The organism is Mesorhizobium sp. M0296 (assembly GCF_040321675.1).
In the GTDB taxonomy this organism is placed as follows: Bacteria; Pseudomonadota; Alphaproteobacteria; order Rhizobiales; family Rhizobiaceae; genus Mesorhizobium.
Map to the genome: position 1 here is coordinate 71942 of NZ_JAMYRZ010000005.1, position 26611 is coordinate 98552.

23 protein-coding genes, 1 tRNA gene and 4 pseudogenes are annotated in these 26611 nt (G+C 59.9%); 15 read left to right on the top strand and 13 right to left on the bottom strand.

Features of this window, described 5'->3' with window-relative positions; translation table 11 throughout:
* Positions 1–126 precede the first annotated feature (126 nt).
* Together NKI97_RS07290 and NKI97_RS07295 are read left to right on the top strand one after the other, a co-directional pair.
* Positions 127–1047, top strand: a complete 921-nt coding sequence (locus NKI97_RS07290; protein ID WP_352450687.1) for a 2-hydroxyacid dehydrogenase — start codon at positions 127–129, stop codon at positions 1045–1047.
* Positions 1048–1061: 14 nt separating this feature from the next.
* On the top strand, positions 1062–2093 hold the full coding sequence (locus tag NKI97_RS07295; RefSeq protein ID WP_352450608.1) for an L-idonate 5-dehydrogenase: 1032 nt from the start codon (positions 1062–1064) through the stop codon (positions 2091–2093).
* Between the two features lie 40 nt (positions 2094–2133).
* On the opposite strand, the gene NKI97_RS07300 is transcribed toward NKI97_RS07295, so the two are convergent.
* The 5 genes and pseudogenes from NKI97_RS07300 to NKI97_RS07320 form a co-directional block, all read right to left on the bottom strand.
* Entirely contained in the window at positions 2134–2544 is a 411-nt protein-coding gene (locus NKI97_RS07300; protein WP_502907079.1) for a heme-binding protein, read from the bottom strand.
* 43 nt (positions 2545–2587) lie between these two features.
* Positions 2588–3580, bottom strand: coding sequence for a LacI family DNA-binding transcriptional regulator (locus tag NKI97_RS07305; RefSeq protein WP_352833449.1), 993 nt, complete (start codon positions 3578–3580; stop codon positions 2588–2590).
* A 281-nt stretch (positions 3581–3861) separates the two neighbouring features.
* Entirely contained in the window at positions 3862–4470 is a 609-nt protein-coding gene (locus tag NKI97_RS07310; protein ID WP_352833297.1) for an RES family NAD+ phosphorylase, read from the bottom strand.
* Positions 4471–5154: an XRE family transcriptional regulator gene (locus tag NKI97_RS07315; RefSeq protein WP_352833300.1), complete on the bottom strand. Its 684-nt coding sequence runs from the start codon at positions 5152–5154 to the stop codon at positions 4471–4473.
* Between the two features lie 83 nt (positions 5155–5237).
* Positions 5238–5581, bottom strand: a pseudogene (locus NKI97_RS07320) (helix-turn-helix domain-containing protein); the annotation flags it as partial.
* Positions 5582–5621: 40 nt separating this feature from the next.
* Here NKI97_RS07320 and NKI97_RS07325 point away from each other — a divergent pair.
* Positions 5622–5864, top strand: a complete 243-nt coding sequence (locus NKI97_RS07325; protein ID WP_352450602.1) for a type II toxin-antitoxin system Phd/YefM family antitoxin — start codon at positions 5622–5624, stop codon at positions 5862–5864.
* A 110-nt stretch (positions 5865–5974) separates the two neighbouring features.
* A pseudogene (locus NKI97_RS07330) lies at positions 5975–6898 on the top strand (tyrosine-type recombinase/integrase); the annotation flags it as partial.
* A 28-nt stretch (positions 6899–6926) separates the two neighbouring features.
* Here the strand turns inward: NKI97_RS07330 and NKI97_RS07335 are convergent.
* Positions 6927–7445, bottom strand: coding sequence for an RES family NAD+ phosphorylase (locus NKI97_RS07335; RefSeq protein WP_352744582.1), 519 nt, complete (start codon positions 7443–7445; stop codon positions 6927–6929).
* Complete coding sequence (locus NKI97_RS07340) at positions 7442–7831, bottom strand: antitoxin Xre/MbcA/ParS toxin-binding domain-containing protein (protein ID WP_352744579.1); 390 nt, start codon at positions 7829–7831, stop codon at positions 7442–7444. The genes NKI97_RS07335 and NKI97_RS07340 overlap by 4 nt, the downstream gene beginning before the upstream one ends.
* A gap of 186 nt (positions 7832–8017) precedes the next feature.
* Here NKI97_RS07340 and NKI97_RS07345 point away from each other — a divergent pair.
* The 4 genes and pseudogenes from NKI97_RS07345 to NKI97_RS07360 all read left to right on the top strand — a co-directional run.
* Positions 8018–8212, top strand: a pseudogene (locus NKI97_RS07345) (recombinase family protein); the annotation flags it as partial.
* 187 nt (positions 8213–8399) lie between these two features.
* Positions 8400–9074, top strand: a complete 675-nt coding sequence (locus NKI97_RS07350; RefSeq protein ID WP_352744733.1) for a protein-L-isoaspartate(D-aspartate) O-methyltransferase — start codon at positions 8400–8402, stop codon at positions 9072–9074.
* A 159-nt stretch (positions 9075–9233) separates the two neighbouring features.
* Positions 9234–9938, top strand: a complete 705-nt coding sequence (locus NKI97_RS07355) for a Crp/Fnr family transcriptional regulator (protein ID WP_352744577.1) — start codon at positions 9234–9236, stop codon at positions 9936–9938.
* Between the two features lie 993 nt (positions 9939–10931).
* A complete protein-coding gene (locus NKI97_RS07360) occupies positions 10932–11630 on the top strand; it encodes a LuxR C-terminal-related transcriptional regulator (protein WP_352744730.1) in 699 nt (232 codons plus the stop codon).
* Between the two features lie 810 nt (positions 11631–12440).
* Here the strand turns inward: NKI97_RS07360 and NKI97_RS07365 are convergent.
* From NKI97_RS07365 to NKI97_RS07385, 5 genes and pseudogenes are all read right to left on the bottom strand, one after another.
* A complete protein-coding gene (locus tag NKI97_RS07365; RefSeq protein WP_352450598.1) occupies positions 12441–12737 on the bottom strand; it encodes a hypothetical protein in 297 nt (98 codons plus the stop codon).
* 218 nt (positions 12738–12955) lie between these two features.
* Positions 12956–13263 (bottom strand): annotated as a pseudogene (locus tag NKI97_RS07370) (PIG-L deacetylase family protein); the annotation flags it as partial.
* Positions 13264–13364: 101 nt separating this feature from the next.
* Positions 13365–14204, bottom strand: a complete 840-nt coding sequence (locus tag NKI97_RS07375; RefSeq protein ID WP_352833303.1) for a LuxR C-terminal-related transcriptional regulator — start codon at positions 14202–14204, stop codon at positions 13365–13367.
* 321 nt (positions 14205–14525) lie between these two features.
* The gene (locus tag NKI97_RS07380; RefSeq protein ID WP_352833306.1) at positions 14526–14804 is read right to left on the bottom strand and encodes a hypothetical protein; all 279 of its coding nucleotides are present in this window, start codon (positions 14802–14804) and stop codon (positions 14526–14528) included.
* Between the two features lie 193 nt (positions 14805–14997).
* A complete protein-coding gene (locus NKI97_RS07385; protein ID WP_352450595.1) occupies positions 14998–15192 on the bottom strand; it encodes a hypothetical protein in 195 nt (64 codons plus the stop codon).
* A 204-nt stretch (positions 15193–15396) separates the two neighbouring features.
* On the opposite strand from NKI97_RS07385, the gene NKI97_RS07390 reads away from it, so the two are divergent.
* The 4 genes from NKI97_RS07390 to NKI97_RS07405 all read left to right on the top strand — a co-directional run bounded on the left by NKI97_RS07390 (position 15397) and on the right by NKI97_RS07405 (position 20282).
* The gene (locus NKI97_RS07390; protein ID WP_352833309.1) at positions 15397–17388 is read left to right on the top strand and encodes a polysaccharide biosynthesis/export family protein; all 1992 of its coding nucleotides are present in this window, start codon (positions 15397–15399) and stop codon (positions 17386–17388) included.
* A gap of 186 nt (positions 17389–17574) precedes the next feature.
* A complete protein-coding gene (locus NKI97_RS07395; RefSeq protein ID WP_352833312.1) occupies positions 17575–18204 on the top strand; it encodes a class I SAM-dependent methyltransferase in 630 nt (209 codons plus the stop codon).
* 453 nt (positions 18205–18657) lie between these two features.
* Entirely contained in the window at positions 18658–19947 is a 1290-nt protein-coding gene (locus NKI97_RS07400) for a GNAT family N-acetyltransferase (RefSeq protein ID WP_352450591.1), read from the top strand.
* 250 nt (positions 19948–20197) lie between these two features.
* A tRNA-Asn gene (locus tag NKI97_RS07405) sits at positions 20198–20282 on the top strand.
* Positions 20283–20595: 313 nt separating this feature from the next.
* On the opposite strand, the gene NKI97_RS07410 is transcribed toward NKI97_RS07405, so the two are convergent.
* Positions 20596–20793 carry a hypothetical protein gene (locus NKI97_RS07410; RefSeq protein WP_352744570.1) on the bottom strand — a complete coding sequence of 66 codons (198 nt, stop codon included), beginning with the start codon at positions 20791–20793 and terminating at the stop codon, positions 20596–20598.
* A 796-nt stretch (positions 20794–21589) separates the two neighbouring features.
* Between NKI97_RS07410 and NKI97_RS07415 the strand changes: the two genes are divergently transcribed.
* The 3 genes from NKI97_RS07415 (at position 21590) to NKI97_RS07425 (ending at position 26545) form a co-directional block, all read left to right on the top strand.
* A complete protein-coding gene (locus tag NKI97_RS07415; protein ID WP_352744568.1) occupies positions 21590–22219 on the top strand; it encodes a 4'-phosphopantetheinyl transferase family protein in 630 nt (209 codons plus the stop codon).
* Between the two features lie 256 nt (positions 22220–22475).
* Positions 22476–23522 carry a TubC N-terminal docking domain-related protein gene (locus tag NKI97_RS07420; RefSeq protein ID WP_352833315.1) on the top strand — a complete coding sequence of 349 codons (1047 nt, stop codon included), beginning with the start codon at positions 22476–22478 and terminating at the stop codon, positions 23520–23522.
* A gap of 47 nt (positions 23523–23569) precedes the next feature.
* Positions 23570–26545, top strand: coding sequence for an amino acid adenylation domain-containing protein (locus NKI97_RS07425; protein WP_352744565.1), 2976 nt, complete (start codon positions 23570–23572; stop codon positions 26543–26545).
* Positions 26546–26611: the final 66 nt, after the last annotated feature.

The window sequence follows — 26611 nt, forward strand, 5'->3', positions numbered from 1 at the left end:
ATCTTTCCTGAGCGGCCACGATTTGCAGCGCAGCGCCACCAGTCCCTATTGACATGGATGTTATCGATAACATAGTCAATGGAAAAATAAATCCGCACAGGAGATGATGCCGTGACCGACATTTTGATGACAGGTCCCTATCCGGATTGGGACATGGCAGATCTTGAGGCGAAATATCGCGTCCACAAACTTTGGCAGTCCGAGGACAAGGACGCGTTGCTCTCAAGCCACGCCGGCGCGATCCGCGCCATAGCTACGCGCGGCGAGCTTGGCGCAAGTGCTGCGCTGATGGGAAAGCTGCCGCAGCTCGAAATCGTTTCCTGCTACGGCGTGGGCACCGACGCCATCGACCTTGCCTATGCCAGGGCGAACGGCATTCGTGTCACCAATACACCTGATGTTCTAACCGAGGACGTAGCCGATATCGGCATCGGGCTGCTGCTCGCCGTGGCGCGAAAAATCCCGCAGGCCGACGCCTATGTACGCGATGGAAGCTGGCGCAAGGGCAATATGGGGCTGGTCACGCGTGTCTGTGGAAAAAGGCTGGGCATTGTCGGCATGGGCCGCGTCGGTGCGGCGGTGGCGAAGCGCGCCGCTGCATTCGACTGTACGATTTCCTATTTCGACAACCGCAAGCGCGACGATCTTCCTTATACTTTTGTCGGCGATCTGGTCGAACTGGCGCGCGACAGCGAATTTCTGATCGTAACGCTCGCCGGCGGCGAAAGCACAAAACACATGATTAATGCGTCGATCCTGGCAGCGCTCGGAGCAGACGGTATCGTCATAAATATTTCGCGCGGCAGCACGATCGACGAGACCGCGTTGCTCGCGGCCCTGGAATCCAGTGCCATCAAGGGTGCCGGGCTCGACGTGTTCTGGAACGAGCCAACCATCGACGAGCGCTTCCTGAAGCTTACCAACATCGTGCTGCAACCGCACCACGCCAGCGGCACGGTGGAGACCCGCAAGGCCATGGGTCAGCTCGTTCGCGATAATCTCGCGGCCCATTTCGGCGGACAGACCTTGCTGACACCGGTCGTCTGAGAAGGGATCACATCATGAAGTCGATCGTCATCCACGCGGCAAAAGACCTGCGGATCGAGGAGACCGATCCGGGCTCCCCTGGCGCCGGACAGGTCGAGATCGCGGTCGAGGCTGGCGGCATCTGCGGCTCGGACCTGCATTATTACAACCATGGCGGCTTCGGCGCGATCCGCCTTCGTGAACCCATGATTCTTGGCCACGAGGTTGCGGGCACGGTGCGGGCCCTCGGCGACGGCATCTCCACACTTGCGGTCGGCGATCGCGTGGCGATCTCGCCCAGCCGGCCCTGCAATGCCTGTCGCTACTGCCTGCAAGGCATGCAGAACCAGTGCCTCAACATGCGCTTCTATGGCAGCGCCATGCCGATGCCGCACATACAGGGGGCGTTCCGCCAGCGCCTGGTCGCCGAGGCGTGGCAGTGCCACAGAATAGCCGACCACATCTCCATCAACGAAGCCGCGTTTGCGGAGCCCTTCGCGGTGACGCTGCATGCCATGAACCGCGCCGGCTCGCTGCTCGGCAAGCGGGTTCTGGTCACCGGCTGCGGGCCGATCGGCGCGCTTTGCATCCTCGCCGCACGAGCCCACGGTGCGCGCGAAATCGTCGCCACCGATGTCATGGAGGGCGTGCTGGCGAAGGCCCTGGAGATCGGTGCCGACCGTACGATCAATGTCGCGATAAATAGCGAAAAGCTCGCCGCCTATAATGTCGACAAGGGTAGTTTCGACATAATGTTCGAGGCCTCTGGCAATGAGCGCGCGGTACGTGCAGGGCTCGATGTCCTGAAGCCGCGCGGAGTGCTCGTGCAGCTCGGTCTCGGCGGCGATCTGTCAATCCCGCAGAACCTCATCGTCGCGAAAGAGATCGAGATGCGGGGCACTTTCCGTTTCCACGAGGAGTTTGCGCTCGCCGTCGACCTGATCAATCGCCGCCGGGTGGATGTCAAACCGCTACTGACGGGCATCTATGCTCTCGACGAGGCGGTCGCGGCTTTCGACATCGCCGGTGACCGAAACAAATCCATGAAGGTTCAGATCGCGTTCTGAAGATCCTTCGGTTGCGCTGGAGGCGCATCGGCATATCGCATTAAATCACGTCGGCGCCAACCGCCGCCAAGGCGGCGTGTGCCACATCGAAATCCTGCTCGCCGGTTCCCGAACCGACGCCGATGCCGCCCGCAAGGCGTCCGCCGAAGCGGATCGGCAACCCCCCAGGCAAATTGGTCACGCCGCCCTGCGAAGCGATACCGGCTGAGTGCGCCGCTTCGAACGCCATACCGCCAGTAGCGGCATTTATTGACGCTGCGGTGCGCGCCTCGCCTGCGCCGTACGCATGCTGAGGAACCGCGCGCCATCCATGCGCAGGCTGGCGAGGAGTTCGCCGCTCGCATCGACGACCATGAGACATTGCGGCACGCCCATCGTGACGGCGCGCTGCTCCGGCTGCAACGGCTTTCAAAGCACCGTCATGCGTGAGGGTGATGGTCTTGCGAAACATCGCTATTGGGCTGCATTCGCTGCGTTTGAATCGATGCAGGAACTCAGGTGCTTTCGCGCTCGACGACGCGATAGCCGGTGAGCACGATTTCTTCGCCGTGTCGTTTCTCGTCGCCTCGGATCACCTGGATCAATCTGCGGGCGGCCTGTTGCCCGATGCCGTAGCAGTCGACATTCACGGTGGTGATGCCGGGATGGCAAAAGGCGGCTACCTCGTAGTCGCCGAAGCCGGCAATGGCGATGTCCTGCGGGATCCGCATGCCCCGGCGCTTGCATTCCATCAGTGCGCCGAAGGCCGAAAGGTCCGAAACGCAGAGTACGGCTTGCGTGTCCGGCCAGCGCTCCAGCATGCTGACGACGGCCTGGCCTCCCTGCTCGATGGATATCGGCGGCACGCCAAAGGAAACGAGGCGCCCGGTTGGCAGGCCGAGCTCCTCAATGGCTCTGACAAAGCCTTCGCGCCGTTGGCTGCCGCGCGTGTCGCGCGAGGTCGTGCCACCGATGTAACCGAATTTATTGTAGCCTTTTCTGGCCAGCGTCTTGACGAGAAGCCCCATCGCCTCTTCGTTGGAGAATCCGACCACCTGATCGATGGGTTTCGCCGGCAACTCCCAGGTTTCGACTACAGGGATGCCCGCGTTTTTAAGAAGCCGGCGGGCGCGCTCCGTATGGGCGCCGCCGGTCAGAATGATGCCTTCGGGCCGCCGACGGAGCATCGCTTCGATCAGCTTTTCCTCCTTCTCGACCGTATAGTCGGTGTAGCCGAGCAGAAGCTGGAGTCCCGTGCTCTCCAGTTCATCCGTTATGCCGCGCGCCGTATCGGCGAAGTTGGAATTGTTGAGTGATGGAACCATCGCGGCAACAAATCCAGTCTTGCGCGAGGACAGGCTGCCGGCCGATTGGTCGAGCACGTAGCCGAGGTCGTTGACCGCGACCATGATCTTTTCCCGCGTCGCCTTGGAAACGAGGCTGCCCTCTTTCAGGGCGCGTGAAACCGTCATGGTGGACACACCTGCCCGCCGCGCCACGTCGACCATCGTCGGGGCGTGGCTCTCGCCCGGTCTCGATGAGGCTGCCTTGGCCATCAGCGCTCTCTACCGGCCGGCCGCGCCGGTCTGATCAAGGCGGAGCGCCAGACACTTGGGCACGAGGTTTATCTGGCGTCCGGCCGCGTTCATGCACCACCTCTTAGAATCGGATCGACTTCGATAATGTTATCGATATCACCGAGAGCTGGCAACAACCAGGTCGTCATGTCCGCCTTGGGTTCTGGCGCTACAGCCATCTTCGCCAAGCGATACGGATACGAGCTGCATCTTCACACCAACCCCACCCTGAAATCCTCCAGGACCTGAGCCAGCCCTCGCGCGCCGAGAAGGGTCACAACACGCTTCGCCTGAAGCTTCGGTACCGCGCGATCGTAAATGGCAAGATTGGTCGCCTCATTGAGGCGCGAGGGATAAATGATCCCGTCGGGCTGAGATGGGTGCTCGTGAAACGCCAGTGACCACCGGCGTGCCAGGTTCTGGCGCTGTGCCCGAACGACATCGGTCGGAACACCCATCCTGACGGCATTGTCGGCTCTGAGATCGACCAGGCGTAGGTCTGTCGTGGTCGCGATCTCCGCATATCGCCGTCGGGTCAACTCCACCTCCTCTATTGGAAGATCGTCAAGGATTCCTTCGCGGCGGTCGCGGAGCACGGTCTCGAGGAAGCACACCTTCAGGGAGTCGCCGAGGTAAAGAACGCCAAACCGGTTGGCGTCAACACGGCGTCGAGGATCGCTGAACCGGCTCGGCGACTTCCCGTATCCCAACGGATCGGGATAGGGACTCCAGTAGATCCGGCCGAACGTCCGACCCCGCGGTACGGTCTCGATTTCGAGCTTTGCGCGCCCGAAATCGGGTGGAGGTGGAACGCCGGGCATTCAGTCGAAATCGCCCCTGGCCATGCCTTCCGCCGCGGCCAAAACCGAGGCGTCATCGCCTTGCTGAAGGGCTCGAAGGCCGGTCCGGCCATCGAGGGCGCCATGGCGCGACACCAGAAATCGATAGACGGCCCAGGCACTGTTGCCCAACATGGCATGCAGCGCCGGCAATGCGCCGAAGGGACGACCGTTCTTGTCGAGTTGCCAGACAGGAAAGCGGAAACCGCGTTTGGCCCCATCGATGCCGAGCACCTGCCCACTCTGCCGCCTGGCGTTGACGGTCACGCGCGACGTGCCGAGCAGTCTGGCAAAGGCTTCCGCGCTCAGCATCTCCTCGCCGGCGACAATTTCGGCGACACGCTTGTGGCCACGCGCGCGCGCTTCGGCAAGAGCCGCCTCGAGTTCGGCATCGGGCTTGCCTGTATCCTCGACGGGAAACACATCCGAAGCGATCGGTTGCTCTTCGACCGGCGTGATCGTCTGCGCATCGGCGGCCGGATCGACCTCTACCCGGAACGATACGCGATGGCCGATCTTGCGGCCGCGTGCGATCGCTTCCTGATAGCGTTCGAGCAATACCTTCTTGAAGTCTGCCTGTGCCGGCAGCTTTGTGGTGAAGCTCAGGGCGGCAACTCCCGCATGCGATGCGGCCCCGCTATGATTACTGCGTTTTGGAGCGGCCATGATGAGAACCTCCTGCTGTCATCAATATGGTTGCAGAGCGCAAGTTCGTCAAGTTCGATAATTTCGTAAATCATGGAAGCGGACTAAACAATCCCCCAGGCGCGAAACCTTCCCCTGCCCGTCATCTCGCGCAGGCCGAGCTCGCCGACAAGATTGAGCGCCCCCTGTTTTGTCACGTTCAGGCTGTCCTGGATAAGGCCTGTCGAGACAAGTGGCCGCGACAGCACCAGTTCGATCAAGTCGGGCAGTTTCGAGCTGGCGCGGCGGTCGCGGAGTTTTCGCTCCATCTGGCTTTTGGCCAGCACCAGCCGATCATGTTCCTTCAGGCCGAGCAGGGCGGCGTCGTGGATGGCATCGACAGAGGCCAGCAACCGGTCGGACCGATTGCGCGCCGGCGCCGCTCGCGTGGAATGTTTTTGGCGCCGAGAGGCAGGCCAAAGCGTACAACGCCACACGAGGACGGAAAAATGACCATCACAGTGAAGGTCGCCGAGGCCAAGACCCATCTCTCCGAACTGCTGGCGAAAGTCGAGGCCGGCGAGGAATTGATTATTTCGCGCGGCAACGATCCGATCGCAAAACTCTCCCGAATCCACAAGGGTAACCGGCTGGACGTCTTGATCGACGAGGTTCGCGCCGCGCGCGCCAAGGCGAAGCCAGTGACCACCGAAGAGATCCTGGCCTGGCGTCACGAAGGGCATCGCTACTGACGATCCTGGCCCTCGACGCCTCCTTGCCGCTGCCTGGCTTTTGCCCGAGCAGCACAGTGAGGCGGCCGAAACAACAATCGCGGGACTGAGAGGCCAATCTCCAGTCCCTTCCCTGTTCTTGGCCGGCGCCGGAATCCCTGCTCCTCAAATTCGTCGCTCACCACGTTTGGGATTTTTCGAAACGCGAGGCCGACCCGGCAGGGCATGCCGGCTGACGTAGCGGCGTCGCTGGTAGCCCAAGGCCTGTTAAGGGTGACAAAAAAACCGCACGCGTCGTCCACCGTGCGCCGGCGGCTGTCGAGCTGGTCAATCTTGACAAATGGCGAAACCTGTCGGGAATTCAATGCGCCGGGGCTGCAGAGCGCAATCAAACTGGCGGTGCGCGCCAAGCCCATCCGCGGCCGCAAGAGCAGGAAGGCCGTGACCGCCGATATTCTGGCCGCCCTCCTGAAGACATGCGCCGGCGACCGTCTCGTTGACGTCAGGGATCGCGCGATTCTCATCACCGCCTTCGCCTCCGGCGGCCGGCGTCGCAGCGAAATTTCTGCTCTTCGCGTCGAACAGCTGGTCGACGAAGACCCGGTTCCGGCCGATCCCAACGCTCCCGGCGGCGATAAATTGCCGTGCCTGTCGATACGGCTCGGCCGCACAGAGAAGACGCAAGCCGACAGCGACGCTTTCGTGCTGCTGGTCGGCCGGCCTGTGCTGGTCTTGAATGACTGGCTGGCGTGCGCCGGGATCAGGGACGGCGCCGTGTTTGGCGGCATCGACCACGGGGCAATCTCGAAGCGCGCGTCCTGACGCCGCAGGCCGTCAATCTGATCCTGAAGCGGCGCACCGCCGAGGCCGGGCTCCATCCGCAAGCCTTCTCCGCCCACAGCTTGCGCTCCGGCTATCTCACCGAAACCGCACGCCGCGGCATTCCGCTGCCCGAAGCCTTGCAGCAGTCGCAGCATCGCTCCGTGCAGCAGGCCTCAAACTATTACAATGACGCGGAACGCACGCTCGCGCGGGCGGCGCGGATAATCGCCTGAGTCGCAATTCGATCCGACCCTTGCGGCGTTAGCTCCAGGACAATTGCTTCCGAGGCAGCCGGCCTCCCGGATCGATCACCTTGACCTGGTGCGGGAGCACCTCGCCCCAGCTCCATAGCACGAGGTTCTGATCACATGTGCCGGCACCTGGCGCGAAGCTGGGCACGACAATGCCGAACTTGCCTTCAGCAACGAGGCGGTCATGGATGCTCCATGAGGGCGGCCGTTTGCCATGGGCGAGAAAATCCATCCAGGCACAAGCCATATCTTCGAACCGGATCCCGGCGTCGGCCTGGCCTTGCGCCGTCCTCAGATCGACAATGTCATCGCAATCGATCTCGTATGAGCAAAGCACGCAGGGATCAATGCGATGTGCAAAACCCTGATTGGCCTCCTTCACGGCCGTCATGATGTCGAGCGCCAGATAAAGCGTAGGCACACCTTTCGGGTTGAACCTGGCACCCCGAATAGCCGCTCCGTCGCCTGAGATAGGCTGGAAGGACCACCGCGGATCATGGGCGCGGTAGCAAATTCCGGCAAACCTCAAGCAAAGCCACCAACGGCGACATGATCCAGATAGTCGCGAACCGCGCTGGCCTTGCCTTCCTTAACCAGAGCTTCCGCCGTCCGCCCGCCGAATGCCGGTATCGGCTGGGCCCGGTACCAGGCCATCGCCTGCTCCTTGCCTCCAGCCCAGTCGATCACTCTGCTGATGATCTCAAGCATTTCACGAAGGCGACCTTGCGTCTTTGCAGCACGGCTACGCTCAGCCCTATAGAGGGTTTCCCGCGCAAGACCCGCCGTCTCGGCAAGCTGACCTTTGGACATACCGAATCCATCCGCAACCTGGGCGACAGCGATCTTCCCAGCCCGATCCATATAGGACAGCACTAACGGTTCGTTCTGAACTGGAACTTTCAATGCTGGGGTCATCCCTGTCCCCTTTGCCATATCCAGAGACACATTTCTTGTGCGTAGGATATGGCATTAGTGACGGATTACAAGCCTCGGTTGGCTGATGAGACGTCGTTGAGGCCTCTCCAGACGCATTCACACGTTCATGTTCTGGCACATTCCTTGTGTGTACAAAAACCCAAAAACGGCCCCGAAACCGGCCAAATGCACGCACAACGTCCAGTTCTCCGGATCGGCCGCCCCATTGGCGATGCCCGCGTCTCGACAGAGGATCGGGCGACCGACGCCCAGGTCGACGAGATCAAGGCGGCTGGCTGCCGCCTCGTCCACCAGGAGCACGGCTCCGGCGCCTCGCCCTCTCGGCCGGCGCTGGCGAAGCTGATGCGCGAGATAGTCGCATGTGGGACACACCGCTATGGCGATATGAGCGCCCAGAATCTCCAGGGTCGCCGCCGGCGATAGCCCGCCAAGACGGTCACCCACGCTTGCCCTGGGCACCCGTAATGGAAACGATGGCGGGCGCTATCGTGACGAACAGGATATAATGCTCACCGGCAGCAAGCTGGTTGAGGAAGGCCCTACCGTCATGAAGCCAATGAACGAAGAGCACCTCGCGGTCCTACGCAGGCACATGGTCGAGATGATTGCAATCCATACCGACCTTGCAAGCGAAGAACTCGGCAAGGCGGCGCTCGATGAGCGGGTGATGGCAGCGATGCGGCGAGTGCCGCGGCATCGCTTCGTGCCAGCCTCGGTTGCACCTTATGCCTACCAGGACATGCCGCTGCCGATCGGCTTCGATAAAACCGTCTCGCAGCCATTCATCGTCGCTCTCATGACCGATCTCCTTGCTCCCCAATGGAACGAGGCGGTGCTCGAGATCGGCACTGGCCTGGGCTATCAAACCGCAATCCTCGCGGAACTCGCCGGGCAGGTTTGGAGCGTGGAAATCATCGAGGAATTCGTAAGCCGTGCGGAGGCTCTCCTGCAGGAGCTAGGCTTATCCAATGTCGGCATTCGTGTCGGAGACGGGTCTCGCGGCTGGCCCGAGCACGCCCCATTCGACAAGATCCTGGTCACGGCGGCGGCTGAGCAGACACCGCCGGCTTTTCTGAAGCAACTCAAGCCGGGGGGACGGCTGGTTCTGCCTTTGGGATCTAAAGAAGCACAGTTTCTGACTGTCATCGACAAGGATGCGGCAGGGCAGCTCGAGACCCGGAAAATCATCCCGGTTCGGTTCAGCCGGCTCGAAACCGTCTAGTGAGGTGCGACAACTGGCGCGACCGCGCTTTTCCGACCGTCAATCTACCTTCATTCAAACAGACGAGGACAGTAGGCCATCCTGCCTCTACCGTAGGTGGTCCTTCTGTCGAACTCGTACGGGAGTAATTGCTGTAGGTTGTGCGGAAATTGAAGCAACATGCAAACACTGTTGCAGTTCATAAACTCGCATCCCGTAGGGGGGACATTCTCGAAGGACGATTGGGGTAACAGCGATTTTCTCGGTGTTACCGCAAGAACTTACAAACCCCATTCGGTGATATGCCGCCAGGATGACAAGAACGATGAGATATTCATCGTAAAATCGGGTTGGGCCCTCCTTTACCGCGGGCTACTGGACGGAGAACGGCAGATCATCGACACTCCTCTGCGGGGGGACATTGTCGGTTTCCGTTCCGTAGACGGACCTCGTTTAGCGTCCCTGGCGTCCATAACCGAACTAGCTGTTTATGAAATTTCCAGCAAGAAATTGGTGGAGGCCATCTTGTCGGAAGGCCGGCTCGGCAAGACTATCGCCTGCTCCCTGGCCCGCCTGAACGCCATCCTTGCCGAACATCTCATGAATGCCGGGCGGCGGAACGCGATGAGCCGCACCGCCCATTTCCTGCTCGAGTTGGAGGAGAGGCTCTCGATCGTTGGCCTGTCGGCCCATGGACGATATGAGTGTCCCCTTACCCAGCACGAATTGGCCGACATCCTCGGAATGACCACCGTTCACCTCAATCGGACGTTGAGGGAACTCCGCAAGGCCGATCTCGTCGCTTTCAAGGCAGGCTATGTAGAGGTGATCAACCGCAAGAAGCTGGTCAAAACAGCCGGATTCGACAGCGAGTACCTCAGGTAAAGGTTATTCCCTCTAGCTCGGGTTCAATCGTCCCTAGCGGGGCTTTCGCGTCGCCCCCTGCGGCGCGGTGCGGGGCGCCAGTGCATGTGCCGTCAGCAAAATTTCTGCTGGAAGACGACAGTGCGCCGTCGTTCGAGCAGTTCCACACGAGTTTTCCGGGCCGGTAGTGCGCGGCTTACCTGGCGGGGCCGCAGTCTATCTTGACGAGGGCAGCCGCAAAGGCCCGATTATCATGATCGACGGCACCATGGCATATCGCATGAGCAGAAGGTGCTGCCGAAATGCGCGTAAGCTGCACCCATAAACGGCGGCAAATACAGCCGGGTGTTCTCGGACCTAGTGCGCTTGGCTACGGATGCCACGAACTGCACCCTGGTCATGCCAATATCCACCTTCAGGAATTCTCGTCCACAATCGCGAGGAACTACCGATCCTCCCTCGAATGGCTGCTGGACTTGGGGTTTGGCTGAGCGGTCCCATCCTGAGAATGGCATCATCGCCTAGCCGGTTAGTCAACCTCGCAGAGCTATCCCACTCCTTGGCATTCCTTGAGCGGTCGGGAATCATTTCAACGGTTGGCACATGGCCAAAGGGATTGAATCTGACCGGACCCGCGCGTCACGATCGAACTCGCGGGAGCTTCAACGCGGGGTGACGCGGTCTCAACACATGCCCTCAGGCGACCGTCGACGCGAAATTTTCTAAAAATTAACTTATGTTAGAGAACGCTTATAAATAGACGATAGGCTGCACAAGCTGTTCTCGGCTAGGGGCGAAGAACTGCTGAAACTGCTGGGTGAGCCTCACGCTTTCACAAGGGCTGGGTGTTCAATCACAAGTGCATTCAAACACAGGGCAGCGTATTCAAGCTTTCAGATTGCGAAGAATGAGGGGTGTTTTGGCAGCCGCAACGCGGGTTGTGCGAAAAGATTGGGGATTGACGTGGATTCCACAGCAGGACGGCATAAACACACGGCCAATCGGTCAGGAGTCCTGTCCAGAGGAACGAAAAGCGTCCACGGCCATGCAGGCAAAGGAAGCCTCCTCGTCCTGGACGGAAGGGCCCTAGACCGCGAGTGTCTCGTTCTTGCCCTCGCGGACCACGAACTCGGCATGGAAATCGCGGCCATGGGTTCGATCGATGAATGGCGCGTGAAGAAGGGCTCGGTCCCTCCCCTTGCAGCCATACTCTTGAACCTTGGCGGCCGGAAGGTCACCGATCATGGGATCGCAGACGAGATTAGGCATATTTCGTCCGAATTCAAATCAGTCCCTGTAGTTATCCTGGCCGACACCGAAGATCTTGCACACATATTGACCGCTCTCGAATGCGGCGCACGCGGCTACATTCCGACCTCGGTCGGAATTGATGTCTGTGTCGAGGCTATAAACCTTGCGGCAGCGGGAGGTATCTTCGTCACTGCGAGCAGTGTCCTTTGCATGCGCCACCTGATAGGTTCGGACAGCCGCGACACGCAGCCTTTGAAGGGCATGTTCACGCTTAGGCAGGCCGAGGTCGCCCAGGCGCTCCGGCGCGGAAAAGCGAACAAGATCATCGCCTACGAACTCAACCTGCGAGAAAGCACCGTGAAGGTCCACATCCGAAACATCATGAAGAAGCTGAAGGCGACCAACCGCACGGAAGTCGCCTACAAGGTCAACGATCTCATCGCGAGAAGGAACTCTTCCTGAAGCGTTCCCAAGCAATAAGACGGCCCGCCTCGGGTGAATCCCGCGGGCCGTCTTATTGACAGTCGCGGGATCTCCGTTGCAGAATGGCATCCGGGAAGCGCCCGAGATACAGCCGAGGTACAGGGGCCAGCCGCGGGTTGCCCCTAGCTTCCTGATACCATGCTGTAGGAGGATTTTGGCGGGGTGCTCCGAAGCCCCGGCTTCGTCGCGATGATCTTGTTCTCCAGTCCTTTGGAAAGCTGTTCCAAGGCCGCGGTGTCGTCGGCAGTGTGTCCGCCTCGGGCCTCCACCATAGGTGCCAACCGAGACCCAATAGGGAAGGCGTAAATCCTCAGCCGAGCATGTAGACCTTACAGCCGGAATGGAGGATCCGCATGGCCCCGGGTCCGGGGAGCATGCGGCCGCCGAAGCTCTCTGCGCTCGATCCCAACCGGCAGGGCGGCGTAGACATACCGTCCCCTGTTCCTGCAGGATGTTCAGGCGTGGAGTGCTCACGCCGCTCTCGTCGTCAGCTACACTGCGCCGAGACGGCTGGCATGAGGACGATAAGGGCCGCCGACGGTGCACTGCCGGTGATGAGCACGACCTCACTTCAGTTGCGGACCAATAATGCTGGCCAATAAGGTGACGGCGGGGCTAAGTCCCGCCCGGCGAGGGTAGGTATGAGACATGGGCCGAAAGACTTCGCTGGGACCTGCATGGGCACGCAAGCCAAGAAGCTTCCAGGCGACAGGAAACTTGCCTCGCGGACGATCGATTGAGAAGGGAATGCGCGACTTCCGCCAGGCGGGAAGCTGACCGCAAATCGGGTTAACTTTCTGCCGCTGAATCGGCCGATCCATCTGCACTGTCAGGGAAAGTGTGTCTGGCCACCCATCTTATGGCTTCTTCGATCGTATCGAAATTCTTGTGCTGCCCGCTCAGCAGCCCGAAGCCTGTCTCGAGGAACCATTTGCCCTTCGTGGAGTAGGCTTCCTCGTCGATCTGAGTAAGGACCGCAACCAGTTGATCCCGTTTCCACACCAAAACCCCGGACTCTCCGCCCTCGACCGTTCCGATCCGCGCTTTTTTGAACGAAAATCCAGGAGCTATTTTTCCCTTGCCCACTTTGATGCACCCTCAACTTCAAAATGGATAGTAGAAACGATCGGCTTGCACATGGCTAGTTCTGTACTATCTTTGCTTGTAGATGTCTTTTTTGCCGGACCACTGTAGAACAACTAGTTAAGCAGATCACACTGTGAGTTCAAGGCCCACTCCATTTTCGACGGTCGCCCCGTAAGTCTTTTGCGAGAGAATGTTCGCAAACTGCTAAGTATTTTTCCCTTCCGGAGCGTGAAAGCCTCGGCGAAATGCTCGGGTGCCCGGCATTCCATCCAGCGCAACCTCGCAAGCCCAGCGAGTGTCTGACGGTCGAACCAGTCCTTGGTGCGCCGCGTTCCGAAGTGCTTGTCGAGGAGCTCGATCTTGCGTTCCAGCACGTCGGCCGTGAGCGGCACGTAGGCATTGGGGTGGCACCAGATGATCGCGGAAGACGTTCCAGGTCAGTTGGTTGAACCTCCCGGGGGTCCTGATGGGCGTCGAACTTGGCCTGGGTTAACACCACGTCGCTATGAACCCGGCATCTGTCTGCGAAATCCGCGACTGCAATCACTAAAGGCTGGGTTGTGGTCCCGTTGGAGGGTCCACCTCAGCGCCCCATTGCGATCCGTCGCTGTCAAGACCCGGAGGCGGTCACACAGGATGAGTGTTCTTGAGAAGGTGGTACTCCTTTTGTCCTTCAAGTAGCTCTTGCGGATGGTGAGAAGGCTGAGTAGCCGTGTTTTCGGTCCCTGACGGACCTTTGCCAGGAGCGGAAGTGAGCATACCATGGTTCATCGCCCAAACTGCAGCCTGGGTGCGGTTGCCGACCCGAATCTTTCGAAGGATGGCCTTCACGTGTACCTTCACCGTCGCTTCGGCGATGTTAATCTTGCGCGCGATTGTCTTGTTAGACTCCCCTCCGATCAGGCAACGTATGATACAATCTTCCCGAGCTGACAGCATTGATGGTTTTCGATCAGCGTTCTCCATTGTAACAGCCACATTTGTAAACTCATGTACTGCTATTTCATCATGTTTCAAACCATGTCTTATGTCCTGAATAAACGTCGAAGTTTCCGCAGGTAGAACCGTCTGCCCTAGCATAACCAATTCGAGAGCTTTGATGAAGGTGTCGTGAGCGGCAACTTTTGTCAAATACGCGTCAGCTCCCGCACGAAGGGCTGAAACTATGTCGTTCGGTCGACAGTGATCGGCTAGCGCAACGACATGGCTGGTCGGATAAATCCCTTTAAATTCTGAAATTTGTGCGAATCCAGCATCTGCATCAATACCGTCGACATCCATGATGAGCAAGATGGACCGGTGCTTGGGCAGCGGCTTCTGCAGGAGGTCGTGAACACAAGCCGCAGAGAAAAGAATACGAAACTTTGCTGCATCCAGAATTAGAACAAGGCCCTCTCGGAGTAACTCGCTTTGGCTGACAAGCACTGTCATAAAAGACTTTGTGATCATCAAGGATTTCGTTGTCATCGTAGCCTCCCCTGACGCGATTGAGGTACGCGCGTCTCGCAAGGCGCTCCTCGCATAGTTTCTTTTTTGACCGTGTTACCTTACGCTAGGAAAACCCTAGACAAGAACACCCTCTTTAGGCGTAGGGTAACTTCGTCGATGGGTACCCCGGATTTTCAAGCCCGAGGCCTTAGTGAGGAGTGCGAGCCCTGGGTTTCAGCCGCTCCGGGCGGCAACCAGCACCATCGTGGCGCCGCATGCGCGGACCGCGAGAGTTGCCGGACTTGGTCTCCCGTGGGGCGTGGGTGGTGCCGCCGCTCTGGCGCGGGGGGGCGCGGCGTGTCAGGCGGGAGAACCGCTGGCCCAGGCGACCCGCGCCGCGACCAGCCGCCATTTTGGGATGACGGCGCAGGCCGAGGAGAAGGCGATCTTGGCGCGGCGCGCGCTGATCCTGACCAGCGCCCGAGCTTCACCAGCTTGAGGAGCAATGTGCCACAGATGGCGTGGCGACTGGGTGTGGGCCAGCGCGATGAGCCGCAGCGCGCACAACAGCTCGGATACCTTCCGGGCATCGAAATGGGCGATGGTCTGCCTTCGTTGCGTTGCACCTGCGGTGAGCAACAGAGGAGTTGCCTGGCGCGCCCCCTGGGGCGGCCCATATCGGGGCAGCGCTGCCGGGGAAGTCCTTTGGGTGAGATCCGGCGAGAGAAATGAGTGAGGCGGGCCAGTTCTGCTATTGCTACCGCGGTAGAATTGCCAAGATTGGCGGCTTCGTCGAGGTTCGCCTCTTCAAATCAGGCGGGTCAGCCGTCGATCAGGGGATCGACGTAGCAGAATGATCGGAGCCGGAGATCGTGATCGGCTCGTTTTCCAGAGCCAGGACGACGAAGTTGGAGACGGCCAGCCATTCTGCGAATGCATGTTGGGGCCGCAGGGGGTTCGAGACGCTGCGTCGGACCACTATTTCCGGCTCTTCGTTGCGTTCGATCGCCTTTGTCCCGTTTGCCATCAAAGGGGTTCTCCTTCAGCGCAGCAACAATCTGCTCATTGGACGAGTTCGCCGGAGGGGGCGTTTATCCGGAAGGAGTGCCTACAAAGGGATAGTTGTGCCGCTAGCGGTGAAGGGTCACGATAAGGTAGAGCCTTCCCCGTCGACCGAATGCTCGCGACTTCGGGATGGGCTGGCTACCATTGAAATTGAAAGCCACGCGCCATGGCCATGGATGCAAAACACAATTCCGAGCCCGTCACTCCCTTGTCACAGGCGGCCCGCCGCAGCGGAATGAAGGCCGTCCTGCTTGTCTTGGGGATCTCCGGGGTCGCCGTCCTGGGAGCGGGAGCGGTCAGAAACTGGGAGCCCATCGAAGTTGTTTCCAGAGCCGTAATGGAGAAGGTCGAGGATGCCTCCGCAGCCGTGTTGCAGAAGGTCGAGGATACCTCCGGAGCCCTAATGGAGAAGGTCGAAGATGCCTCCGCAGCCGTGGTGCAGAAGGTGAAGGACGCCTCCGCAGCCGCGATGCAAAAGGTCAGGGACGCCTCCGGCGCCGCGATGCAGAAGGTCGAGGATGTCTCCGGAACCGTGGTGCCGAGGATCCAGGATGTCTCCGAAGCCGTGGTGCAGAGGGTCGAGAATGTCTCCGGAGCCGTGATGCAGAAGGTGTCTGCTGCTATCGATAGCTGGCAAGAACAGCCGGGCCACGCCACGGCCGAACCCTCCCGTGCGCTCGTGTCGGGACCGGATGCGTCGGCCGCGACGTTCGTCGAACGGAGCGCCGTCCCTGAGGTCCCCGCTAGCGCCGAGCCCCCCCAAACCCTCAGCACGGGACCGGATGCATCGGCCGCGGCGTTGATCGAGCGGAGCGTCGTCCCTGCCGTTCCCACCAGTGCCGAGCGCCCCAAAACCCTCAGCAAGGCGCCAGGCATGCCAACCGGAGCCCTGTTTGGCGTCGGTGACCGCCTCAAGGTCGCATTCTACGAGCGCGTCGACGTCGAGGAAGACAAGTGGGGGGGCGCATCTTCGGCCTTGCACGGCATCCTGCAGCGTCCGGAACTGAGCGGCGAATATATTGTCCAAGAGGACGGCACGATTTCCGTGCCCTTGCTTGGCTCCATTCCGGTCGCCAACCGGTCAACGCAACAGGTACAGGCCGACCTGGTGGAAACCTTCAATCAACTGGTGGGCCGCGAGGGACTGGTCAACATCCTGCCGCTGGAGCGCCCGCCCATTTACGTACTGGGGCCGGTCAAGAATCCAGGCTCGTTCAAATACGCGGCCGGCATGACGGTCCTGCACGCGATCGCGCTGGCCGGCGGACTCGACCGCGCCGAGAGCGAGCCGTGGCAGAAGATCGAAGCCGTGCGTGAGACCCAGAAGCGGAGCGGGGCGATCGATGCCTTGTTGAAATTGCTCGCGCGCGCGGCAGTGCTGAAGGCCGAGCGCGACGGTACAGCACCCACTATCCCGCGCCAGTTGCTTGAACTGGCCGGCGCCACCGAAGCGGCTAACCTCGTCAACGAGCAGAGCGAGCGGCGCAAGGCCGTCGCCACGGCGCACAAGGATCGCGAGCGCGCGAACCTGCGGGCGCTGGAGGCCGCCAGGCAGGATGTTGTCGCTTATGGGCGCACGGAGTCGCTCGACAAACTCGTCAAGCTGCGCCAGGAGCGCGTCAACAGCATGCGCACGCTCGTGGACCGCAAAGTTCTCAGCATGACGGTGATGGATCAGATCCAGAGTGAGTTGTCCGACGCGGAACAGCGTCGGCAGGACGCCCTTAACCAATACGCAAGCGCCAAGCAGCGCCTCGCTTCGCTGGAGTCTGAGGTGTTGCGGACCCGGGCCGACCTCAGGAACGATCTGGAGATCGAGATCGAGACCGCGGAGAGCCAGATCGCGGCCAATGTGCGCGAGTTGAACGCCAGCGAAGGCGTCCTGTACACATTGCCCGTGGCCCGCGTCCAGTTTGCCAAGGACGCGAACAGCGCAACCTATCAAATCGTGCGGCAATCGGCAGCGGGGCCGGTCAGCATTGAGTCCGTCGGGATGACCCTGTTGCAGCCAGGTGACCTCGTCAACATCATCGTGGGCGAAAGCGAGCCAAGAGAGCCGGCCGGTTCGCCGGTCCCGACCTCGTGGCCGACCGGCGAGAGCTTGCCGGCCGCGTCGAACCCCAACGATGTCGAGCCTTCCCGCGTGGTGAGGGAATAGAGGATCGGTCCGAAATTGATGCCCGGCAAGGAGATTGGTCTGCATGGCTGGTCTGCGTAGTGAACTCGTCGGGACGAAAGTGGGAAGCGAAACGACCACTCGCCGTCGCCGACAGCTTGAGCCGCTTCATAAGGAGCATGTCCGCCTCCGCTCAGGAGTTCGGATCACTGACAAAGGTGCAGTGAGATGACATCGAACGGGATACAGGTGCCTATCAAGCGGGATTGGTCAAAGATTTCGGAATTTTGTCACGACGCGCGCACGCCCGAGCGGATATTTGCGCACTATCAAATCGAGAAAGCTCTGGCTGCTCAGCTGCTGAATTCAGATCAAGATGCTCGGCTCAGCCTCTATGCTGAAGTATACGGCAAACTTTTCACTTCCGTTGAAGATCATCCCCAAAATAGAAATGAATACAGAGACGATCGTATAGTCAATCTTCAGACCACCCTTTTAAGAACGCTTATCCAGAAAGGCGCGCGTTTCGGCGAATTGGGGGCCGGTGATTGTAAGCTTAGCCTCAGCATGTGCAGTCATTGCTCGTCAGTAAATGCAATCGACGTAACTGACGCGTTACTGCCACCTGGGGAGAAGCCCGTCAATTTTCAATTTGTTAGGATCGATGGTATTCATCTACCTTTCGCAGATAATAGTCTCGATTTTATGTTCAGCGATCAGTTGATGGAGCACCTACACCCCGACGACGCAGTAAGGCAGCTTTCCGAGGTCTATCGTGTTCTTTCACCCGGCGGTGCTTACTATTGCATCACTCCAAACGCCGTCACGGGACCCTCACGACATTTCGGTATACTTTGACAACGTTGCATGTGGATTCCACCTGAAGGAATATAGCTATCGTGAGCTGTCACGCGCGTTTACGGGAATTGGCCTTCGAAAGCAGGCTGTGCTGTTCGGCAATGGGGCCGTTAATGTGCTCGTTCCTGCCAAAATTGGGATCATGCTCGAAATGATCATGCAAGGAGTTTGGCGGCGGCGATCGAGACCCACTACGAATTCGGTTCTTCGGCATCTGATGGGGATTCGCCTGCTCGGCTATAAATGAGCGCGCGAGCCGCTGCGGTTTGAGACAATGCCTCGGAAACGCCTTCGCTGGTCCCGGCCGCTTTAAAAGGCGCCGTGTGAAGCGGTCGCTCGTCCTCCTGCAGCCGGCACAGACTAGGCTCTCCGTGAGTAGTCAAGAATAGGGTCTTCACTTTTAGCGCCTCCCGACATGAAGTCTTCTCCAAACAGGAAAACCCCGGGTGCTCCATGGACGAACAGCAGCGTGCAGCGAGGATACTCCTGGCATTCCCGCCGCAATGCGCAAAGTATCAGGAAGATGGTTGTATATCAGGACCTCTTGGTGTCTCAGCCATCGGTGCGGAACCCTATCGCGTGGCTTCAGTAGAACAAGCCATGCGCCAGGATATGGTCATCGACGTTACCGTGGAGGACTTGCCGGACATCGCGACACTCGAGACCGCTTGGAATGAGCTCGAAGCGCGAGCAACGCACTCATTCTATCTGTCCTGGCTCTGGATCGGAACTTGGCTGCGGCATCTGCCGGGGGGCGCGCAACCACATGTTCTAGTCGCTCGGACGTCAAGCAGGATCGTTGGCTTGGCGATTATTTGCCGGCGGAGGGCGTGGAGTTTCGGGCGGCATGCGCGGGCGCGTTGGCTGCTCAATGAAACCGGAGATGTTCGATTCGATCGATTGTTCATCGAGTATAACGATATTCTTGCGGAGCGATCCCTGGCCGATGCCACTCGAGCGGCATGCGTCGAGGCCTTGGCGCATCACTTGCGCCGCTCTGACCAACTGGTGTTCTCCGGAATTGATTCCGACTTCGAATTGGCCGCTTGTCGCACCGCGGGCCGGGCCGGGCTCCTTACTGAGGTGAAAGCAGAAGATACGGCACGGTGGATCGATTTCGCCAAAGTCCGCCAGAAAGGCGCAAATTACCGCGCCACATTAGGCCGCAATACTCGCCAAGCGGTAAGCCGTGCCATGCGGTTATATGCGGAACGCGGCCCCGTTGCGTTCCGGACTGTCGAAGTGACATCGGAGGCGCTCGCCGCGTTTGATTTGCTGGCCGAGCTTCATCAGGCGCGATGGGGACGCAGGGGAGCCTTTGCCAACCCGAGCTTCCGTCGATTTCACGAGGAGCTCATTGCGCGCGGCGTTCCCACGGGGACCGTCCGCATTTCACAGACGTTGGCCGGGGACCAGACAGTCGGGGTCCTGTACAATTTCGTGTGTGACGGCCGTGTTCTCAACTATCAAAGCGGCTTTCTTTATGAGCGCGATGGCCGGCTCAAGCCAGGGCTTATCAGCCATGTGCTGGCTATTGAGGACAGCATCGGACGCGGCGAGTGCGGCTACGATTTTCTGGCAGGCTTCGCCGGGCACAAGTCCCACCTGGCCAATGCGGAGCATCCCATGAAGTGGATCGCAATAGGCAGAGACAGTCCAGAGCGCCGCATCGAGGCACAGCTGCGCGGTGCCAAGCGGGTGCTAGGGACCATTGCTGCTCACATGAAACAGGCCGCGGCTTGAAGCGTCGACTGAAAAAAGGAGCCGCCACTTTGTATCAAGTATTGGGCAGGCTCTTCCACAATCGATCGGCGGGTTCGGCCCTTCGGCAGGCGAGGACCAAGGGGAGGTTGGATTTGCTTACTTTATGCGATGTGACCGTTGTCGGTGCTGGCCACTTTGGACTATCGGCAGTGCCGGATAAGCACAGCGCGTATTCCGTTCAATTCGGGATCAGAGCACCAGTTCGCGCGGCGGGCTCCCTAATCTATGTTTCAGCGTGGCGGAATTGGTAGACGCACCGCACGGTTAATGCGACGCCGAAAGGCTTGTAGGTTCGACTCCTACCGCTGGAGCCATAGATTACAAGTAGCCGCGTAGCCACCATTTTAAGTGGTTGAATAAGCGCCTTTCGGCCGCCTTTCTTCCCGTGCAGGAGTACCCTTGGTCCACCAGATCCGCCGCCGGCAGGGCGAGGTTCACCGCAGCGGCCGCGGCGCTCGTCATCCGTCATCCAGCAGTTGGAGCTCCGCTGCAGCGAGATCGCCCGCGGGGCGATGATGGGCTTTGCCGGCGCCACGCAGGTTGCAATCCTCACCATCGACGTCCACGGTGTCATCCGGTTCGCCAACCATGCGGCCGGCGCGCTGTTTGGCTGGGATCTTACGGAGATTATCGGGCACCGATCGTCATGATCGTCCCCGAGCGGCTGCGTAACGCCCACAATGCGGGACTGGCGCGCGTCGCCCGCTGGGCGGCGAATCCAAGCTCGCCGGAAAGACGGTCGAGATCGCCGCCCGCCTCGCCCAACTCTATCTGCGTGCCTCCACCGCCGAGCAGGACGCCAGCCGGGCCCGCTGTGGAAACCAAGCCGAAATCGGCGATGTTCGAACGGGACTGGCGATGCGGACCTATTGAGAACCGATCAATTACTCAGAAGAGGTAATCCGAATTGGATCTTTAACGACGGCGCTATCGCGTCGTCCCCAGAAACCAAGTCTTCCATAAGGCATAAAAGCCGCGCGGCCAGGCCGGGAGGCTTCCGTCGTCCAGCAGCAAAAGCGCATCGCCCAGGCGCCCACTCAGCCGCACAAGCGAAGCGCGGAGATTGCTTTGATCTGATGTAATTCCGCATCCAGGTAACTGCTTTTTGGCAAAAGCCGGCGCAGCAGCCTTGCTCGTCAGAGCAGGAGATCATTGGAGCGCCAGTTCATTGTCAATCCGGCAAGATAAAGTTGGCAGTTTCGCCTCCGGCAGACCCCTTTGGGAGCAGCAGCATGTCTGGGTCGTTTGATGTAGCCCATCCATACCTCGAAATAGCCACCAGGCGCTCCTTGTTTTCGCCCTTACGCGGTTGTTTCACTAGGGAAATCCGCAAGAATGGCGCTGCCGTTCATTAGAAAGAATTGCACTTGTGCGCATGAGCGCTCCCAGCGATCGGAATCCACGTATGACTTCTGACTGCTGCCCTGAGTTCGACTTTATCCAATTTTGTGGCGCGGGCGGGGACGAGGGCCATGACGCATTGGGCACGAGCTGGAATTTTCATGCTGTCTCGGGACATCGATCAATTCGACCCGTCAGATTCGGCGTCAGTCAGCCTCTTGCGGAGCCGGCACCGCCCCCTCCAAACTTGGATAAACTCGAGCTGAGACCCGGGATCATAATGCCGGTCCTCGAGAACGATGGTTTGGAGATCCTGGCATTCATGCTCGATGCGGAGCAGAACGTCATCCGCGAGATAGGCGTTTGCCTCAACGAAGAGGAACGTCGGCGCGCCGAGGGGTTGAGACTGGAGCGGGACCGCCGCCGCTATGTCGCTACCCGCGGGCAGCTGCGCCGGGTCCTCGCCTCCAAACTGGGAATCTCGCCGTCCGACATCGAACTAGAATATGGACGCCTAGGCAAACCCCACCTCTCGCACCGCATGCCTGCTCGCGATTTGCGCTTCAGTGTCTCGCGATCCGGAGATGTCGCGGTCGTCGCCCTCTCGACCAGGCAGGAGGTTGGGGTGGACATCGAGGCAGTTCTGGCTGTGCCCGAAGCGGACGAGATCGCAGCGCATTGCTTTTCTGCCTCCGAGTATGGGTCTTACATCGCCCTTGGTCCGAAAGACCGGCTGGAAGGCTTCCTCCGGCGCTGGACCCGGCTGGAGGCTATCTCTAAGGCCCTGGGGTGCGGCTTAGGGCAATCCCTTTCTTGGGATGAAAGGGAATGGGCTGTCCGTAGGTTCGTACCGAAACCTGGGTACATCGGGACCGTGGTAGTCCGGAATTGGGTGGTAGTCCGGAATTGAAGTGCCCGCGATGCCATAATTCACTTACGATGCACCGCGGATAAACGAGGAGCTCAACCAATTCCATTGGACTGCACGCAAGTTCATTCGAACCGGACTTGTTCCCCACACTTCGCGGTGGGTCGCGGTTGAGAACACGGGACAGCGCTTCACTGACATGTCCCGGGCGTATGGAGAAAGCGCGGCAGTTTCATCGATGAAACCGTCGTGCTGGAGAAACTGGGACGCGGGAACCACTTCGGCTCCGTCGTGAATCATGAAGAAAGTGATCGGAAGACCTATGTCGGCGGACGTGATGCAGTTCCCGGAGCTTCTCGCAGACCTCGCGGTCAAGGACATCAAGATCTGGGTAGAGGGCGACCGGCTGCGGTGCAACGCCCCAGCTGGCGCACTGACGGCGGAGTTTCGCGACCAGTTGCGGGGCCGGAAGGGCGAGATCATCGCGTTTCTGAATATGGCCACGGCGGCGGCCCGGCAACAGCCTGCAATCATTCCCCTGCAGTCTGGCGGAACACGCACGCCCATTTACGCCGTACCCGGCCATATCGGGGCGCCGTTCTCATTCTCGGACCTGTCGAAGCACCTGGGCGGCGATCAACCGTTTTACGCACTCCAACCGTCTGGCTTCGATGGGCAGAGCGATCCGATGGACCGCGTCGAAGATATCGCCGAGTACTTCGCCCGCCAGATCGTCGAATATCAGCCCACCGGTCCGTACATCATCGCCGGTTACTGCTCCGGCGCTGCAACCGCTTTCGAACTGGCGAAAATGCTGGGTCAAAGCGGAGCGGAGGTCCCGTGCATAGCGCTCTTTGGCCCTCTTCACCCCACCACCTATAAGGAATTGCCGCGTCTGCTGTATTTCTATGCCAGGCGGAGCGCCGATTCGTGCCTGCGAGAGATGGCGAAGCTGCCGACATTCGGCGCCCGTCTCCGATATTTCGGCAGTCGCCTCCGGAATCTCGGCGAGCGCGTCCGCGCCGCCCTCGTGCCCCTCGTTCGCAAAAGCAAAGAGCCTGTCACGACAGATCCGGTGCTGGCGAGCAGAGCTCGACTCAAATCGACGGCGATCACGGCTTTGCGGCGGTACATTCCCACTCCGTATTCGGGTCGAGTATGCATATTTCTTCCGAACAAGGCCTGGCTGCGATCGGGTGCAGCACCGCACCGATGGCTTCGAGTGGTGCCGCATGCCGAATTTTATTTCGGGCCCGAGGACTGCAACGGTCCCCTTATGCTGGAGGAACCGGACGCGCCTGCCATTGCAGAGCTTTATCGCCGGGCAACCCAAAAAGCTGAATGATTGACGTGATTTGATTTTTTTGACTTCCGCAATGGGGAGCGTATCTCATGAATGAAGTCCTTCCTATCGCGGCGGAGGGCGTAATGCTTCCCCTGCTGAAAGATGCCGATCATCAGGCGCTGGTTGTCGAGTACAACGCCACGGCAGCGCCCTACCCGTCGGACAGGACAATCATCGATCTCTTCCGCGACCAGGCGACGCGTAGTCCTGACGCTGAAGCGATCCGCTTCGGCGATGCAACGCTGACGTACCAGCAGCTCAACGAACGCTCCAACCAGATGGCCATGCATCTGACATCGACCGGCGTGGGGCCGGGTCGGATTGCCGTTGTGTTCATGGAGCACTCCATTGAAGTCGTCGTCGCGATCTTAGGCGTCCTGAAGTCCGGCGCAGCCTATGTGCCGGTGGATGCGGCAACGCCGAAGGGGCGTCTGGCAACAATCCTGAAGGACATTGCCAACGGGACCGACGGGCGGGCGCCGGTGGCGATCACTCAGGCGCGCCTGCAATCCGTCATTTCCCCGAACTTTGCCGACATTTTCGTGCTCGACGCCGATTTCGGGTCGATTTTACATCAGCCGGACTCGGCCCGACCGTCCGCTGCCACTCCGGACGGCGCCGCCTATATCATCTTCACCTCCGGCTCGACCGGCACGCCCAAGGGCGTCGTGATCGAGCACCGGAATCTGGTGAACTACATCGGGTGGGCCGCTCGGGTGTACAGTTGCGGCGAACGTCTCGCATGGCCCCTTTTCTCATCCCTCGCCTTCGATCTGACCGTCACGACGCTCTTCACGTCACTCATCACCGGCGGCCGCATCGTGGTCTATCTTGGTGATCCCGGAGTCCAGAGCATGGTCGTGCTCAAGGTCATCGACGACAATGCCGTCGATGTCATGAAGCTGACGCCGGCGCATCTCGCGATGATCCGCGACCGCAATCTTGAGACCTCAAGGCTGCGCAAGTTCATCGTGGGTGGCGAGGACTTCAAGACCGAGTTGGCTCGCGATATCACGAAAGCCATCCCCCACCCTATCGAGATCTACAACGAGTACGGACCAACCGAAGCCACTGTGGGCTGCATGATTCACCGTTTCGACATTGACCGGGATCAATCCGCATCGGTGCCGATCGGGGTTCCGGCCGCCAATGCGGGCATCTACGTCCTCAATAAGGCACATCAGCCCACCGCCCCCGGCATCATCGGTGAGATGTTCATTGCCGGCGACGGTCTCGCGAGAGGCTATTTCAATCGCCCTGACCTGACCGACGAGCGTTTCCTCACGGCGATCGATCCCCGAGATGGGTTTTCGAAGCTGCGGCTGTACAAGACGGGCGATCTCGCCCGCTGGAACTCGGAAGGGCGCCTGGACTTTCTCGGCCGCGCCGATCACCAGGTGAAGGTTGGTGGCGCGCGTATCGAGCTGGGCGAGATCGAAGCCCGGCTTCTGCAGCACCCGCACGTTCAGGAATGCGCTGTCGCTGCCATCGCCACCTCGGTGGCGAAACCAGAGACACAAGTGCGTTATTGCGAACGGTGCGGTGTTGCGTCCGGCCTGCCCGGCACGACGTTCGATGCGGCAGGCGTCTGCAATCTGTGCCGGGCCTTCGACACCTATGTCGACAAGGCGCAGACCTATTTCAAGACATCGGATGACCTCCAGGTTCTCATCGCGGAGATGCAGGCTAACCGGAAGGGACCTTACGACTGTATCGTGCTGTTGAGCGGCGGCAAAGACAGCAGTTTTATGCTGTGCAAGCTCGTCGCCATGGGGGTGAAGCCGCTTACCTTCACCCTTGACAACGGTTTCATTTCGGAAGGAGCCAAGGCCAATATCAGGCGGCTCGTGAACTCCCTCGGCGTGGATCACCACTGGGGAAGCACGCCGCATATGAACGAGATCTTCGTCGACAGCCTGAAACGGTTCGCGAACGTCTGCAACGGCTGCTTCAAGACGATCTACACCCTGGCCACGAACGTCGCCCGCGAACGAGGGATCGGGTACATCGTGACTGGGTTGTCCCGCGGCCAGTTCTTTGAGACGCGCCTGACCGAGGAGGTCTTCAAGCGGGACGACTACGATCCGGCCCGTCTGGACGCGCTCATCGCCGAGGCGCGCAAGGAGTATCACCGCCGCGAGGATGCTGTGTCGCGCTATCTCGACGTGGATGCCTTCCGGAACGACTCAGTATTCGAGGAAGTGAAGTTCATCGACTTCTACCGCTACTGGAGCGTCCCTCTTGAGGACATGCTCGATTTCCTGAAGACGCAGGCGGGATGGGATCGGCCTGCGGATACAGGACGCTCCACGAACTGTCTCATCAACGATGTCGGCATCTACGTTCATAAGAAGCAGCGGGGACATCACAACTACGCCCTTCCCTACAGCTGGGATGTGCGTCTCGGCCAGAAGACGCGCGATGAAGCCATTGACGAACTCAACGACGAGCTGGACCTATCCCGCATCAAGGAGATCATGGCCCAAATCGGCTATGTCGAACCGCCAGCGGCCGAAGACGGCATCGCACGACTTGTGGCCTACTATGTCTCGTCCAAACCCCTGACCGTGGCGGACCTGCGCACCCACCTCGCCGAAGAACTCTTGGAGTCCATGATTCCGACGCAGTATGTTCGCCTCGAACGGATGCCACTCACGTCCAACGGCAAGATCGACCGCTCTGCGCTTCCCGAGCCGACGGCGGAAAACATCCAGCCTGCACAAGACTTCGTCGCCCCCTCGACGGCGACCGAGAAGACGCTGGCCGCGCTGTGGTGCGATCTCCTCAAGGTCGAGTCGATCGGCCGTGACGACAACTTCTTCGGCCTGGGTGGGCACTCGCTGCTGGTGATGCGGGCAGTGTCGCGCATGCGGCAGAGCTTCGGCGTCGACGTGCAGCTTCGCAACCTTTTCGAGCGCCCGACAGTGGCCGGACTGGCGGAAGTGATCGACGGAATGCTCTGGGTGGCCGATTCCGGAGCCCCTTCAGTCTCGGAAGGACCGAGAGAGGAAATCGAACTCTAGCTTTCCGCAAGGCCTCCGAATGGCCTTTGGGTACCAATCTGGACGGAAGCTTTTGCGTTGGACTGC